Here is a 14,120-nt window from a genome sequence, read left to right as displayed (position 1 = left end):
GTTAAAATTGAGCTAACAGAAGTTTTCTAGCGCTGCATTGGATTTCCGATTCGCTCTCCCAAATGGGACACTAGCGAGAATTATTGAGAAGCATCCACGATTCTTTTGCATAGCACTTGAAGCGGAGTGGTCGTCTCATTAGTCGCTAAGAGCGTTTCTTGAAGCCAATGACAGGCAAAACAGGCTTTTTAGGTGTCTGTGAATTAGGTGTCTGCGAACTAATATTGTGTTCCTGCCCGCAAATCAAGGATGGGAAACAAGATTAAAACTACAAAACATGCTCGGTTCTCAGAGCAGACTTATGTATGCAGCAGTTTTGAAAACATTTTGTTATGCTTTTAAACTGCCAGCATCTTTAGATTTAGTTGCGATCGAGCGTGGTGAGCGCCACTATTATTTCCAGCAGCGCCTACCTTCAGTCAATCGAAGCGAGAGAGGAGACCTCAAAGCTTCTGATGCTGCGAATTTTTGAGGGAATTGAATGCCAAAACAAATTATCATAGCAGAGCAGCATCACATTGCTGCTGTTTTTTCAGAAGATCAAATTCAAGAACTCGTCGTTGCTACCGGACGACATCAAGTTGGTGATATTTACCTCGGTGTCGTAGAAAACGTTTTACCAGGTATAGATGCAGCTTTCGTAAACATTGGCGATTCAGAACGAAACGGTTTTATCCACGTTACCGATCTCGGACCGTTAAAGCTAAAACGGACTGCGGCAGCCATTACAGAACTACTCGCACCGCAGCAAAAAGTCTTAGTCCAGGTTATGAAAGAGCCGACGGGCAATAAAGGACCCAGGCTCACGGGTAATATCACTTTACCCAGTCGCTACGTAGTTTTGATGCCGTTTGGACGGGGAGTTAACTTATCGCAACGGATCAGAAATGAAAACGAGCGCAACCGCTTGCGGGCTTTAGCAATTTTAATTAAACCTGCTGGCATGGGCTTGTTAATTCGTACCGAAGCCGAAGGCAAGCCAGAAGAAGCAATTATTGAAGACCTAGAGGCGATCCAAAAACAGTGGGAAGAGGTGTTATTGAAAGCGCAATCTACCCGCGCTCCCTCTTTACTTAACCGCGATGACGATTTTATTCAGCGCGTCTTGCGAGATATGTATGGCTCGGACGTAAATCGCATCGTGGTAGACTCTGCTACCGGACTCAAGCGGGTCAAGCAATACTTGATGAACTGGGGTGGCGGACAGCCGCCTCAAGGGTTGTTGATCGACCACCATCGCGATCGCATTCCCATTTTGGAATATTTCCGCATCAATGCCGCAATTCGCGAAGCCCTCAAACCGCGAGTTGAGTTGCCTTCTGGCGGTTATATCATTATTCAACCGACGGAAGCATTAACGGTCATTGACGTAAACTCTGGTTCCTTCACTCGTTCCGCTACAGCAAGAGAAACCGTACTGTGGACAAACTGCGAAGCGGCAACAGAAATTGCCCGACAGTTGCGCTTGCGTAACCTGGCAGGGGTGATCGTGGTAGATTTCATTGATATGGAATCGCGCCGCGACCAGTTACAAGTCTTAGAGCATTTTAATAAAGCCTTAAGAGCGGACAAAGCCAGACCGCAAATTGCCCAACTGTCAGAATTGGGTTTAGTCGAACTGACCCGCAAACGCCAAGGTCAAAATATTTACGAACTCTTTGGGCGCACCTGTCCTACATGCGGCGGCTTAGGACATGTCGTACACCTGCCAGGAGAATCGGAAGAACGAGAAGTATCAATGCCATCAGCAGCACGAGAACCCGAGTGGTCAGCCCCACAGCCAGCGCGGGACTCATACCGCGTCATGCCTAACCCTCGGTCAGTAGAACCCCGCGAAAGCAGTACTAGTAGTAGTAGTTGGGGATTGGAAGCAGAAAGTTTTAGTAACGATTTCGATAGCGATCGCCAAGACTTAATGCCGATCAACCATCCTAATTATCAAGAAATTGGCGACGCGGGAAATAATCGGCGGCGGCGGCGGCGGCGCATCGGCGAGGGGGGCTATAAAGAAGAAAATCCACGGGCAGCGACTAATTCGCTTACCCTGCTCAACGACCGAGATACAGAACCAGATGTAGAATCGGAAGGGGCAATTGCCACTGAAGTTTCCTATGGCGATCGCCGCGATGCTGCAGGCGGAACGCTAAGTCGCGACCATCGTGGCTGGGTAGAAAAACCAGAGCGGTCTAAACCCATAAAGCCGGAACCCGTCAAACTCGCGATCGATCCACCAGAAACAATTGTGGTGGAAATGACACCCGAGGAACAGGAAATTTACGCCGTCATGGGCGTATCGCCCCTAGTACGCTTAGACAGGGAAGTGAAAAATCCCAAATCTGCGATCGTGCAAGTCGTTTTGCCCGGGCAAGCACCTCCTTTGCCTCAAAGTGAAAATGGCACAACGTCCGATTCAGAAGTATCTACCATTAACACTGACAGCGTGGCTGCTGCCGATCCTCCGGTTATAGCTGCAATTTCTGAAAACACTGAATCGGAACTACCAGCGCTAGAAGACAGCGAAACCGATCGCAAAACTCCAGTCCGTCGCCGTCGCCGTCGTTCTTCGGCAGATGGTGACGAGTAGATTCTGTGTAAAGATCTCTCCAACCCCTCTTAAAAAGGGGGCTTGTGTATAGTGTAGGGTGGGCGATGCCCACCTACTTTTTTTGATTGACTATTATGCCTGAGTCATCGTCCATTCAAAAGCTGAAATCTAAAGTTCAAAAATCTAAAATTCAAAATGGCATTACCCAGGACTTTGACTCAGGGTTAAGCGATCGATACTCTATCCTCATAGCTGGAGTGGATGAAGTAGGCAGAGGTGCTTTATTTGGTCCAGTGGTAGCAGCGGCAGTAGTTTTACCTCCATCAGCCTTGAAGGAATTAGTAGCAGCCCAGATTAGAGATAGCAAAAAACTATCGCGCGATCGCCGTTTGAAATTAGCAGCCCATATTTGTCAGGTAGCACTTGATTGGCGGATTGGTTTTGCTACCTCTGCCGAAATCGATCGCATTAATATCTTGCAAGCATCGTTACTAGCCATGAAACGGGCAGTCCTGAAACTAAAAATTCAGCCCGAACTATGCTTAGTCGATGGCAGACAACCCATTAAAGATTTATTGATCCCGCAACAGGCGATCGTGAAAGGAGACGAGCAATCTTTGGCGATCGCTTCTGCTAGTATCGTCGCTAAAGTGTGGCGCGATGCCCTAATTACTCGCCTTGCAGTCAAATATCCCCAGTACGATTTAGTCACAAATAAAGGATACGGCACTCAGCGACACATCGAGGGATTGCAACAACACGGTCCCTGTCGCTTGCATCGGCTGACTTTTCGTCCCTGCCAACTGAAGAAAGTCGGGAGTCGGGAGCAGGGGAACAGAGGAGCAGAGGAGCAATTCACGCATTAGTTCCGAATTCCGAATTCCGAATTCCGAATTCTCCCCACGCACCACTCGCTTTAAGCCTCGCTTACTGGTAACTGGTAACTGGTGACTGGTAACTGATTCTGATTGTCGTTGACCCAGCTGCGATAGTCGGTTAAAAGTTGATGTAGCAATCGTTGCTTAATCGTCACCAACACGCTTTTGAGTAAGCCATTGCCAGTAGTCTCTACGATTGGTTGGGGTGTCATATTCAAAGGAAAGGGCAGTTCAACCTTTACCTCTAAATCTGCCTTACCTTTCAGTAGGGTAATATTCTGATGTTGATATGGAGATAAATGACCTTGAAGATTTAATTCAAAACGTTGGTTGATGTAATCTAATCCTAAAATTTCACAAGCAACCGATCGCAAATTCACCGTACCGTTCGGTTCCGTCCACACTTTCAAGTCTGCGGTTGGTTGAATGTTCAGGGTCATAAATGAGAGCGGACGGATCTTCAACCGAAAGCTTTCACAATCTAACTGCTCGATCCGGCTGGGGTCTACCAGAGCTTTTACCAAACGTTGGGGTTGACGCAGGTAGTGTTGGATCGGTACGGGTTGTTCTGGGACAACAATTTCTACAGACTGAGAGGCGGTGAACCGAGTATACATGGGTTGCAATGTTGCCTATAGAGAGAATTTATAGTTTCTTTAAGCCCATGAGTTCATCCTACTGGAATTCAGTCCAAAAGATGAACGAATCATGAAGGTAATCTTTACACTTGTTAATGATTATAAAGTACTATGAAGTTCTTTGCTCAAATCAGTTGTCAGTTATCAGTGGTGCGTGGTCACTGGTCACTGGTCACTGGTCACTGGTCACTGATAGCTGCTCCCTTACTCCCTGCTATATTGAGTTATGACTTTTAGCGGCGCTAGCAGGCGAACATGACCGTATCGATCGCCCATTTGGGACCCAGTGGCACTTATTCCGAACAAGCTGCGATCGCCTATCGCGATCGATTGCAACAGGAAGGACAAGAGACAGTCTTGCATCCCTACCCCAGCATTCCTCAAACTCTCAAGGCTGTGGCGCAAGGAGAAGCACAGATTGCTGTCGTACCAGTCGAGAATTCGATTGAGGGCAGTGTTGCCGTCACTTTAGATATGATGTGGCTGTTGGATACTCTACAAATTCAACTAGCTTTAGTCTTGCCAATTGCCCATGTTTTGCTTTCCCACGCTCAAAGTCTGGATACGCTGCAAGTCGTCTATTCTCATCCTCAAGCACTGGCACAGTGTCAGTTGTGGTTCACGCAATTTTTGCCACATGTCCAATTGATTCCGACAAATTCTACAACTGAGGCATTACAGCACTTAGAGCGGGAGAAAACTGCGGGGGCAATATCTTCTCTACGGGCAGCAAAACTTTATAACTTACCCGTGTTAGCTAGTGGTATCTCTGACTATCCCGATAATTGCACGCGGTTTTGGGTACTCAGTCGTCAGTCCTCAACCGTAGGCAGTCACACGTCTCTAGCTTTTAGTTTACCCGCCAACGTTCCAGGTGCATTGGTGAAACCGCTTCAGGTATTTGCCCAAAGAAATATCAATCTCAGCCGGATTGAGTCTCGTCCGACTAAGCGATCGCTAGGAGAATATCTCTATTTTATTGACTTGGAAGGTGACTCTCATAACAGTGCTGTGGAGTCAGCTTTAACAGAATTAACGGCACATACAGAAATCTTAAAGAATTTTGGCAGCTACAAAGTCGTGCTGCTCAACCAAAACAACTAGGCAGGATGAATAGAGAATAGCAATTTTTCACAAGTATGGCGATCGCTTTCATATTTGTGGCGATCGTATTGCAATACTTAGAAACATTAGCACTAGCGATCCACTGATATGAGATCCTAAAAAATAGAAAACGCGATTAATAATGATTTAAGAAAATGGCACAACAGCAATCGACCGTTGTTATTACAGGAACTTCTTCGGGTGTTGGTTTGTATGCAGCAAAAGCCTTCGCTAAACGAGGTTGGTATGTCGTTATGGGATGTCGGGATATACCCAAAACAAAAGCTGCGGCTCAGAGTGTCAGCATACCGGAAGATAGCTATACGGTCATCCATCTGGACTTAGCTAGTTTAGAGAGCGTGCGACAGTTTGTCAAAGACTTTCGGGCAACAGGCAGACGCCTAGATGCTCTGGTGTGCAATGCAGCAATCTATATGCCCTTACTCAAGGAGCCATTACGCAGCCCAGAAGGATATGAGTTAAACGTTGCCACCAATCACCTCGGTCATTTTCTCCTATGCAACCTCATGTTAGAGGATTTGAAGAATTCGCCAGCTACGGATAAAAGGCTCGTCATTTTGGGAACCGTAACCCACAATCCAGACGAACTGGGTGGGAAGATTCCACCGCGTCCAGATTTAGGGAATTTAGATGGTTTTGCAGCTGGATTTAAAGCACCAATTTCGATGATTGACGGCAAGAAATTTGAACCCGTCAAAGCTTACAAAGATAGTAAAGTGTGTAACGTGTTGACAATGCGGGAACTACACCGTCGCTATCATGACTCTACAGGAATTACTTTTACGTCTCTTTATCCTGGTTGTGTTGCCGATACACCACTGTTCCGCAACCACTATCCGCTGTTTCAAAAACTCTTCCCATTGTTTCAAAAACACATCACGGGAGGATATGTATCTCAGGAGTTGGCTGGCGAACGGGTAGCTGCTGTAGTTATCGATCCTGAGTACAAGCAATCTGGTGCTTATTGGAGTTGGGGAAATCGTCAGAAGAAAGAGGGCAAGTCATTCGTACAAAAAGTTTCGCCCCAAGCCCGCGATGATGAAAAGGCAAGAAAAATGTGGGATTTGAGCGAGAAACTAGTAGGAATTGGGGTTCCGGTGTAGGCTATAGCTTTCTAAAATTGAGCTAAATTTTAAATGCGATCGCCTGTCTTTTTTAGGATGGGCGATCGCATTTGCCACTAAACGAAGCATTAAAAGTGGCAGCTTTACGCTACAAGCTAATAAAGTAGCGATTACAGGTTTAGATTAGGATGAGGGGTATTGAAGATTTAATATGTCAACCACCATCCAAGAAATTTATACTCAAGTTATTCGCACTTTGTCACCAGCAGAGCGGTTACGCTTGGCAACACTGATTTTAAACGATCTCGTACAACACGATGCCGAGCTTGTTGACCAAAGCGATACATGGATAGAGCAAGATCGACTTGATTTAGTGGCTTTTTCCATGCAGTATGCTGAAACGAGCTATCCTGAAAGCGAGGAGTTAGCCTAGTGACATTCGATCCAGGTGATGTTGTCACTGTTGATTTTCCTGGTGTCACAGGTGTTAAACGTCGCCCTGCTGTCGTTTTGTCTTCAGCAACGTATCATGCAAATCGTCCTGATATAATAATTGGGCTGATTACAACACAAACGACTGGGATAGGTGTAACCGATTATGTACTTCAGGATTGGCAAGTAGCAGGTTTACGGGTTGCATCTATTTTTCGGAGTTTCATTGTGACGTTGCCTTCCTCTGCTAACTTAGTTTGTATCAGGCATTTATCACAGCGCGACTGGCAAGGCGTTCGAGCTTGTGTAAATATAGCTCTTGCAGAATTAGACAATTCAAATCTCTCGTCAGAGTCATAACCGTGAGTTTTGTTGTTACGGTCGCCTAAACTCAAAATTAAAGAAATTTAGAATATGCGATCGCTTTACCCAATATTTTGATTCAGTCTAATCCAGTAAATATAAGTTTTTTTGTTTGGTAAGAATAGTGCTTAAGACGGATCGCGTCTTGTACTTGTTCGAGCAGCTTTTTCGGACGCTGTTCCATAGGATGTTATACAGAAAAATTCCGTTTAAGACTCGCGATCGGGATGTTATACAGAAAAATTCTGTGTCACACCAAGAGATATACGGAAAAATTCTAGATAATCCTCTCGTGAAGGGTAGTTATACGGAAGAATTCGGTATAATCCTCGAATAGGGATGTAAAAAAGAAATTGTCCATATATTCAAACAAAAAGTAGCTGTAATGCTTGATATATCTCGATCTAGAAAAAGATTATATGGAAACTTTCCGTATAATCAATAGTTATGCGGCTTCGTTTCTGGGTTAGGGCGTAGCCGAAACTTGTCTGCGGGGTAGCTAAAATCAAGTGCTGCTAAGTTGATTACCGCAGCCTCAAACCCCATCGCTCATAATTCTGCTGTTATGCGGCGTGGAGATCGGATGCGAAATATCTGGGCGTTTGCTTGGGGAGCTTTAGTTGGGGTTCTTGGTGGACTCATTGGTTTGGGCGGTGCTGAATTTCGCCTTCCTGTTCTAGTAAGCATTTTCAACTACCGAACCCTACAAGCAATTATTATCAATCTCATTGTTAGCCTGGTCACAGTGACATTTTCATTTATATTTCGGAGCGGTGTTGTCGGTCTGGAAAATGTTGCTACAAACTGGGAAGTCATCATCAATATTTTGGCAGGCTCCCTGATCGGCTCGTATGTCGGCGTTCATTATGCAACTCGAATCAATGAGCGAGTACTAAATCGAGTGGTCGTAGTTTTTCTAACTTTTCTCAGCATTGTACTGATAGGGCATAATCTCATCTTTAGTCTAGGCAGTTTTCAACTGCCGAGCCTTGTGAAAATCAGCGTTGGATTCTTGGCGGGAATCATCATTGGTATCTTCAGTAGTATGTTGGGTGTGGCAGGTGGTGAATTAATCATCCCAACAATCATTTTGTTGTTTGCAGTAGATATTAAGTTGGCAGGAAGTTTAAGCCTTGCGATCAGCATTCCAACAATTGTGATGGGTCTATTCAAATACAGAAGCCAGCAAAGACTGAAGGAGGTTAAATCAGAGCAAGGTTTTATCGGGTCAATGGCATTCGGCTCAATTCTGGGTGCGTTTATCGGTAGTAGTCTTTTAAGGTATGTATCCAGTTCTTTGTTGTACTTAATCTTGGGTTTAATTTTGTTGTTGTCGGCGCTGAAGTTAGCGAAGCACAAGACAGCCGCATAACAACCCCCTTGGAGCAGACGGTCGAAAACTGTCGGTGCTGAGTTTGAGGTTACTTACCGCTGCTGAAGGGGAACGTTAAATCACTGAATTATCGATGAGAAAATGACGAAAGATTATCTATGAAATACGATCGCACCCCCAGTTTTAAAACAGAATGCGATCGCACTTATTATGAATAAGAAAAATACAGTTGAGCGACTTCACTAACTTCTGATGCGCTACACTTGATGTATCTTCAGGAGTGGTAACTTGTCAACGCAGAAATAGTTAGAAATTACAGTATTCCTTTGTCAGGTGCTTTCTAATTTCTACCAGCCAATTCAAGTTTTTCGTTACGATCGAAAGTTAAAAACGCTTTACATCCAGGCTGGAAGGACTGATGAAATTACGCTGATAATATAAGAGGATGGAAACTGGAATTTTGTACCATGATGCCAGACTTATACCAAACGACAAATGCTGAACTAAAGCAATATATTTCTGTACAATGAAGATGAAGCATTTCGAGCTGCTTTGGAAGTTTTAATGAGCCGTCGTAACCCTGCAAATCTTCAGCCTTATCCCTTTGACCTGCCCGATCCTGAAGCTGAAGTCACGGCTATTTTAATAGAGAAATTGAAACAGGCTGAGTAGAACAGTAATATAGTGCGATCGCCTCTCCTCACAAAAACAAGCGATCGCGCCATGCAATACAAGTTGCGTCGCTGACTGTAGCGATCGAAGATAAATATTTAGGTAGTGCGATCGCACCTCATGGCTCGATAGGATGTTATTGGAACCTATTGCCTGTTTTGATGTCAATGACCGAGCAACGCGATCGCGAATTGCCCTCGTCCGACCGAATCACACATGAGACAGTTAAAGAGTCTCAGAGTGACGGGATTCATGCTGTCTGGAACCAAACAACAGCAAAGATAATGCAACTTCTGCCTGTAGATCGAGCAGCACAAACGATAGTCAACTGGTTCAGCGTCAGCGATGAACGAGTAGCGGAGATTTTAGCAACGGTACGCGCCGAACTACCCACGACAGAAGCTTTACTCATTGGCAAACCCCAGGCGGGAAAAAGTTCGATCGTGCGCGGCTTAACCGGAGTTTCAGCCGAAATTGTCGGACAAGGATTTCGCCCTCATACGCAACATACCCAACGCTATGCCTATCCGACTAACGATCTGCCGCTACTCATTTTTACCGATACAGTGGGATTGGGAGATGTAAATCGAGAGACGCAAGCGATCGCCCAAGAACTGATTGGCGATCTGCAACAAGCTAGCCATTGCGCTAGAGTCTTGATTCTCACGGTAAAAATTAACGATTTTGCTACCGATAGCTTAAAACAAATTGCACAAACGTTGCGCCAGAAATATCCAGATATACCCTGCTTGCTAGCTGTCAGTTGCTTGCATGAAGTTTATCCTACAGGGACAGCGGATCACCCAGACTATCCACCTCAATTTGATGTCGTGACTCGCGCCTTTAGTGCCATTCAACAGAACTTTAGCGGCTTATACGATCGCGCCGTTCTTATCGACTTTACCTTAGAAGAAGATGACTATAACCCAGTGTTTTATGGTTTAGAAGCCTTGAGAGATACGTTAGCCGATTTGCTCCCAGAAGCCGAAGCCAGGGCAATCTATCAGTTATTGGATGAAAAAACAGGTCAGCAACTTGGCAACCTCTATCGGGACGTGGGACGGCGCTACATGCTTGCCTTTGCGATCGCCGCCGCTACTCTAGCAGCCGTACCTTTACCCTTTGCTACCATGCCCGTACTCACAGCCGTACAGGTGTCGATGGTCAGTCTCTTAGGGAAATTATACGGACAGACATTAACCCCGTCGCAAGCAGGGGGCGTAGTCAGCGCGATCGCAGGGGGTTTCTTGGCACAGGCAATCGGGCGAGAATTGATTAAATTCATTCCTGGCTTTGGTAGCGTCATCGCTGCTTCCTGGGCTGCTGCATATACATGGGCGCTAGGAGAGGGGGCTTGTGTCTACTTTGGTGACTTGATGGGAGGTAAAAAGCCCGATCCGCAGCAAATTCAAGCCGTGATGCGATCGGCGTTTCAATCAGCACAAGAACGATTTAAAGGAATTAAACGTTAAGAAACCAAAAATATTGCTAATTCTTCAGTAGAGCGGATGTTTGATGTACCGGTTCGGTGCAGCATAGATAGTATTATGCAATGCAGTAGTCTTTGAGGCAGAAGAGGATGGTATCTACTTTAAATGAAGCCCTAGAATTTATCGCAAATTACGTGCCACCGAAATCTCCCGATGGTCGTGTTGCTTATCCAATATTGGAAGACGGTCTGAGTTACGCAGAAATTAGGCAAAAGCTGAAAGATTTACCCTTTGACTTACCCACAGAAGTTTACGAATTATATCAATGGAGTGATGGCGGCTTTTTGGGCAACTTACCATATCCAAATCGAAGCGATCGCAGCGAATACGCTAAAATTGACAAATTTATCTCTTTAGGGAGAGCTGTATCCCTGGCGAAAGAGTGGGGGAACGGTGCTTTTCCTCTATTTGAATACGAAGATGGAGATATTTGTTTTACTGTTGGTTCTCAAGTCAAGCAAAGAGTTGCGCCTATCTTTTGTCGCCATAAATCTTCAGTTGCAGAGCAACCGAAATACGATAGCTTGACGACTATGATGGTGAAGCTGGTAGAAGGAATCCAATCGGAAACGAGTAGGAGATAAGCAAACTAATTTACTCTCTATCAATTGGAGTTTGAGCAGGTTTTACATTGTTGCAAAACTCCTATTAAGTTTTATTTTTAACTTAAAAAATCTACTGTAATATGAATTGCAACGCAGATAAAGATAGGTTTTTACGAAAAATATCCACTTAGCGAGCTTCTTTGCGTCTTTGCGTCTAACGCTGCGCTTCGCCTACGGCTGATGCGTGACATAAAACTGGATCTTCACTGAGTTTGAAAAATATTTTGTACCATTTTCTTATCCGTACTTGCCGCAGCGCGATCGAGTGCGATAACTTCACTAGCATCCAATCGCCAACCCAAAGCCCCCAAATTCTCCTTTGCCTGCGCTACTGTTTTCGCTCCAGGAATGGGAATAGTGCCTTTACACATACACCAATTAATTGCAACTTGAGACATAGTTTTATTTCTCGAACTTGCGATCTCTTGCAAGCATCCTAACAACGGACGCACTCCTGGTAATAGCTGCCGAAATAATAAACCGCGAATTCCTTTGGGAAATGAACTTTTCTCAGTATACTTTCCAGTCAAGATTCCCAACGCTAAAGGACTATAGGCAATTAATTTGATCCCCAATTCATCGCATACATCTTTAATACCTAATTCGGTAACGGGATAGGTAGATAGCAACGAATACTGAACTTGTAGTGTTGCGATCGCAACGCCGCGATCGCGCAACTTTTTATAGACTTGTTTCAGCCGTTGGGAACCATAATTTGATAAACCAACTCCCCTGACTAAACCTTGTTCGTACAAATCGGCAAGACCATCCAACAGCGCCCACTCCTGCCAAGGGGCATAATTAGCTGTAGACCAATGCATTTGCACCAAATCGACATTTCTACCCAAACGTTCAGCAGAAGCTTTACCAGCCTTAACCATCGATTGACGGGTCAATCTCCAGGGATAAGCAGCTAGTTTAGTGGCAATACAAATATTTTCTTTCCCAGTCCCCTGATATTCTCTCGCAAATCGCCCCAACAGCATTTCGCTGCGTCCGTTTAAGCGCCCAGTACCATAAGAATCACCTGTATCGAATAAAGTCACGCCATTGCTGACACAGAGATCGAATACTGCTTGTAACTGGTCGTCCATGCTTTCATCGTAGCCCCAGAGCAAGCGATTACCCCATGCCCACGTACCGCAGCCCATTTCTGGAAGGTAAAGTTGACGAGTTTGCATACTTTTCTACCCTCGTTTTAGATCCCCCTAAATCCCCCTTAAAAAGGGGGACTTTGAAATGCTGATTCTCTTCATAAAAAGGAGGACTTTGAAATGCTGATTCTCTTCATAAAAAGGAGGACTTTGAAATGCTTGTTCTTCCTTTTTCAAGGGAGGCTTTGAAATGTTTGTTCCCCCCTTTTTAAGGGGGGCTAGAGGGGATCTTCTTACTTCGCGATCGCCTCTTGCAATCGTTTTTTATCTAAATCTTTCTGATGCAAAATCAGCCACGATTCAACGAGATCGGGACCGTGTAAGTCACCAGTGAGGGCAGCACGGAGCGATCGCATCACCAAGCCTTTTTTGACGTTTTGCTCCTTCATCACCTGTTTAATAATCTCCTGGGTGCTGTCTGCGCTTAATTCAGCCCTGCCATCCAGAGCAGTGATAATTCCTTGAACCACATTATCAGCCCCCGCTTGCTTGAGTTGTTCGGTTGCTTCGGCGCTGAATTCTACAGATTTGACAAAGAATAACCGACACATATCCACAGCATCCGGTAGCCGCGTCAAACTCGCACCAACTAAGGCTGTAATTTTTTCCAACCAAGCGCGATCGCTTACCGGATCGAATTCGTATCCTGCCTCTTGCCAATAGGGTATCAGCAGATCGGTTAACTTATCTACGGGCATACTGTGCAGGTATTGACTGTTAATCCAATCTAGTTTTGCCCAGTCAAATTTTGCCCCAGCTTTATTCACGCGATCGAAACTAAAGAGCTTTGCAGCTTCTTCTAAGGTAAATATTTCTTGGGTAGAATCCGGTGGCGACCATCCTAATAATGTCATGTAATTGACGATCGCCTCTGCGACAAAACCCATTTTCTTAAAGTCAGAAATGGATGTCACCCCATCTCGCTTAGAAAGTTTCTGCCCTGTCATATTCAAAATTAAGGGCGTATGGGCAAATTCTGGCACGCTTGCGTTAAAAGCTTCGTAAAGTAGAATTTGCTTGGCTGTATTGGCGATGTGGTCTTCACCACGAATCACATGGGTAATGTTCATATCCATGTCATCCACGACAACGGCAAAGTTATATAAGGGCTGACCGATGTTACCATCCTCCGAGCGACGTGCAATAACCATATCGCCGCCCAAGTCAGTTCCTCGCCAGCGCATCTCTCCCCGTACCAAATCGTTCCAGACAATTTCGCGATCGTCGTCAATCTTAAATCGAATCACAGGATGACGACCTTCAGCCGTAAAAGCTGCTTCTTGTTCTGGGGTTAAATTTCGGTGGCGGTTATCGTAGCGGGGTGCTTCGTTTCTGGCTTTTTGCGCTGCCCGCATTTCTTCCAATTCTGCCTCGGTGGTATAACAGCGATATGCTAAGCCTTTATCGAGCAAGTCTTGTACTCGTTGCTTGTAGATATCTAGGCGATCTGATTGAAATATGGGACCTTCATCCCAGTGCATACCGAGCCAGTTTAAACCGTCGAGAATATTTTGAGTATATTCAGGGCGCGATCGCTCCGTATCCGTGTCCTCAACCCGTAAAATAAACTGTCCCCCATGATGGCGGGCAAACAGCCAATTAAATACTGCGGTTCTTGCTGTACCGATGTGTAAGTTACCAGTAGGACTGGGAGCAATACGAACGCGAATCATAGATCCAGGTGATTTAGGTTAAACCAATGTAGAGGCGTTACATTGAACGTCTCTACATCAATACATTTTAACGGGACTGACGGGGCTCGAACCCGCAACTTCCGCCGTGACAGGGCGGTGCTCTAACCAATTGAACTACAGTCCCTTA

14 protein-coding genes and 1 tRNA gene are annotated in these 14,120 nt (G+C 45.3%); 11 read left to right on the top strand and 4 right to left on the bottom strand.

Annotated features, from left to right (window positions below; all coding sequences use genetic code 11):
• Nucleotides 1–301: 301 nt before the first annotated feature.
• From DSM107010_RS38415 to DSM107010_RS13680, 3 genes are all read left to right on the top strand, one after another.
• The gene (locus DSM107010_RS38415; protein WP_015156311.1) at nt 302–472 is read left to right on the top strand and encodes a hypothetical protein; all 171 of its coding nucleotides are present in this window, start codon (nt 302–304) and stop codon (nt 470–472) included.
• Between the two features lie 9 nt (nt 473–481).
• Nucleotides 482–2,584 (top strand): ribonuclease E, encoded by a 2,103-nt coding sequence (gene rne / locus DSM107010_RS13685; RefSeq protein WP_127023148.1) that lies wholly within the window; start codon nt 482–484, stop codon nt 2,582–2,584.
• Between the two features lie 95 nt (nt 2,585–2,679).
• The gene (locus DSM107010_RS13680) at nt 2,680–3,411 is read left to right on the top strand and encodes a ribonuclease HII (protein WP_106168808.1); all 732 of its coding nucleotides are present in this window, start codon (nt 2,680–2,682) and stop codon (nt 3,409–3,411) included.
• Between the two features lie 50 nt (nt 3,412–3,461).
• On the opposite strand, the gene DSM107010_RS13675 is transcribed toward DSM107010_RS13680, so the two are convergent.
• Nucleotides 3,462–4,040, bottom strand: a complete 579-nt coding sequence (locus DSM107010_RS13675; RefSeq protein WP_106168807.1) for a DUF1997 domain-containing protein — start codon at nt 4,038–4,040, stop codon at nt 3,462–3,464.
• A gap of 276 nt (nt 4,041–4,316) precedes the next feature.
• Here DSM107010_RS13675 and pheA point away from each other — a divergent pair, with 276 nt between their 5' ends.
• The 8 genes from pheA (at nt 4,317) to DSM107010_RS13635 (ending at nt 11,124) form a co-directional block, all read left to right on the top strand.
• Nucleotides 4,317–5,165 (top strand): prephenate dehydratase, encoded by an 849-nt coding sequence (pheA, locus tag DSM107010_RS13670; RefSeq protein WP_106168806.1) that lies wholly within the window; start codon nt 4,317–4,319, stop codon nt 5,163–5,165.
• 155 nt (nt 5,166–5,320) lie between these two features.
• Nucleotides 5,321–6,289, top strand: a complete 969-nt coding sequence (locus DSM107010_RS13665) for a protochlorophyllide reductase (RefSeq protein ID WP_106168805.1) — start codon at nt 5,321–5,323, stop codon at nt 6,287–6,289.
• 172 nt (nt 6,290–6,461) lie between these two features.
• Nucleotides 6,462–6,683: a hypothetical protein gene (locus tag DSM107010_RS13660; RefSeq protein WP_106168804.1), complete on the top strand. Its 222-nt coding sequence runs from the start codon at nt 6,462–6,464 to the stop codon at nt 6,681–6,683.
• Nucleotides 6,683–7,042 (top strand): type II toxin-antitoxin system PemK/MazF family toxin, encoded by a 360-nt coding sequence (locus tag DSM107010_RS13655; RefSeq protein ID WP_015156304.1) that lies wholly within the window; start codon nt 6,683–6,685, stop codon nt 7,040–7,042. The genes DSM107010_RS13660 and DSM107010_RS13655 overlap by 1 nt, the downstream gene beginning before the upstream one ends.
• Nucleotides 7,043–7,610: 568 nt before the next feature.
• A complete protein-coding gene (locus DSM107010_RS13650) occupies nt 7,611–8,417 on the top strand; it encodes a sulfite exporter TauE/SafE family protein (RefSeq protein WP_106168803.1) in 807 nt (268 codons plus the stop codon).
• A gap of 273 nt (nt 8,418–8,690) precedes the next feature.
• The gene (locus DSM107010_RS42940) at nt 8,691–8,819 is read left to right on the top strand and encodes a DUF6888 family protein (RefSeq protein WP_371933981.1); all 129 of its coding nucleotides are present in this window, start codon (nt 8,691–8,693) and stop codon (nt 8,817–8,819) included.
• 398 nt (nt 8,820–9,217) lie between these two features.
• Nucleotides 9,218–10,522, top strand: coding sequence for a GTPase family protein (locus DSM107010_RS13640; protein ID WP_015156300.1), 1,305 nt, complete (start codon nt 9,218–9,220; stop codon nt 10,520–10,522).
• A 107-nt stretch (nt 10,523–10,629) separates the two neighbouring features.
• Nucleotides 10,630–11,124 carry a hypothetical protein gene (locus tag DSM107010_RS13635; protein ID WP_127023145.1) on the top strand — a complete coding sequence of 165 codons (495 nt, stop codon included), beginning with the start codon at nt 10,630–10,632 and terminating at the stop codon, nt 11,122–11,124.
• A gap of 224 nt (nt 11,125–11,348) precedes the next feature.
• On the opposite strand, the gene DSM107010_RS13630 is transcribed toward DSM107010_RS13635, so the two are convergent.
• From DSM107010_RS13630 to DSM107010_RS13620, 3 genes are all read right to left on the bottom strand, one after another.
• On the bottom strand, nt 11,349–12,326 hold the full coding sequence (locus tag DSM107010_RS13630) for an aldo/keto reductase (RefSeq protein ID WP_015156298.1): 978 nt from the start codon (nt 12,324–12,326) through the stop codon (nt 11,349–11,351).
• Between the two features lie 206 nt (nt 12,327–12,532).
• Complete coding sequence (gltX, locus tag DSM107010_RS13625) at nt 12,533–13,972, bottom strand: glutamate--tRNA ligase (protein WP_106166759.1); 1,440 nt, start codon at nt 13,970–13,972, stop codon at nt 12,533–12,535.
• Between the two features lie 71 nt (nt 13,973–14,043).
• A tRNA-Asp gene (locus DSM107010_RS13620) sits at nt 14,044–14,117 on the bottom strand.
• Nucleotides 14,118–14,120: the final 3 nt, after the last annotated feature.

The sequence above is a fragment of the Chroococcidiopsis cubana SAG 39.79 genome, from assembly GCF_003991895.1.
Taxonomy (GTDB): Bacteria; Cyanobacteriota; Cyanobacteriia; order Cyanobacteriales; family Chroococcidiopsidaceae; genus Chroococcidiopsis; species Chroococcidiopsis thermalis.
Note: the sequence above shows the minus strand (reverse complement) of the source record. Positions and strands in the feature narration are given on the sequence as shown.

Excerpts from the sequence above, each read along its gene's own strand:
- DSM107010_RS13675 (WP_106168807.1), bottom strand. The coding sequence starts at position 4,040 with ATGTATACTCGGTTCACCGCCTCTCAGTCTGTAGAAATTGTTGTCCCA.
- gltX (WP_106166759.1), bottom strand. The coding sequence starts at position 13,972 with ATGATTCGCGTTCGTATTGCTCCCAGTCCTACTGGTAACTTACACATC.
- DSM107010_RS38415 (WP_015156311.1), top strand. The coding sequence starts at position 302 with ATGTATGCAGCAGTTTTGAAAACATTTTGTTATGCTTTTAAACTGCCA.
- DSM107010_RS13660 (WP_106168804.1), top strand. The coding sequence starts at position 6,462 with ATGTCAACCACCATCCAAGAAATTTATACTCAAGTTATTCGCACTTTG.
- rne (WP_127023148.1), top strand. The coding sequence starts at position 482 with ATGCCAAAACAAATTATCATAGCAGAGCAGCATCACATTGCTGCTGTT.
- DSM107010_RS13650 (WP_106168803.1), top strand. The coding sequence starts at position 7,611 with ATGCGGCGTGGAGATCGGATGCGAAATATCTGGGCGTTTGCTTGGGGA.
- DSM107010_RS13640 (WP_015156300.1), top strand. The coding sequence starts at position 9,218 with ATGACCGAGCAACGCGATCGCGAATTGCCCTCGTCCGACCGAATCACA.
- pheA (WP_106168806.1), top strand. The coding sequence starts at position 4,317 with ATGACCGTATCGATCGCCCATTTGGGACCCAGTGGCACTTATTCCGAA.
- DSM107010_RS13680 (WP_106168808.1), top strand. The coding sequence starts at position 2,680 with ATGCCTGAGTCATCGTCCATTCAAAAGCTGAAATCTAAAGTTCAAAAA.
- DSM107010_RS13630 (WP_015156298.1), bottom strand. The coding sequence starts at position 12,326 with ATGCAAACTCGTCAACTTTACCTTCCAGAAATGGGCTGCGGTACGTGG.
- DSM107010_RS13665 (WP_106168805.1), top strand. The coding sequence starts at position 5,321 with ATGGCACAACAGCAATCGACCGTTGTTATTACAGGAACTTCTTCGGGT.
- DSM107010_RS13635 (WP_127023145.1), top strand. The coding sequence starts at position 10,630 with ATGGTATCTACTTTAAATGAAGCCCTAGAATTTATCGCAAATTACGTG.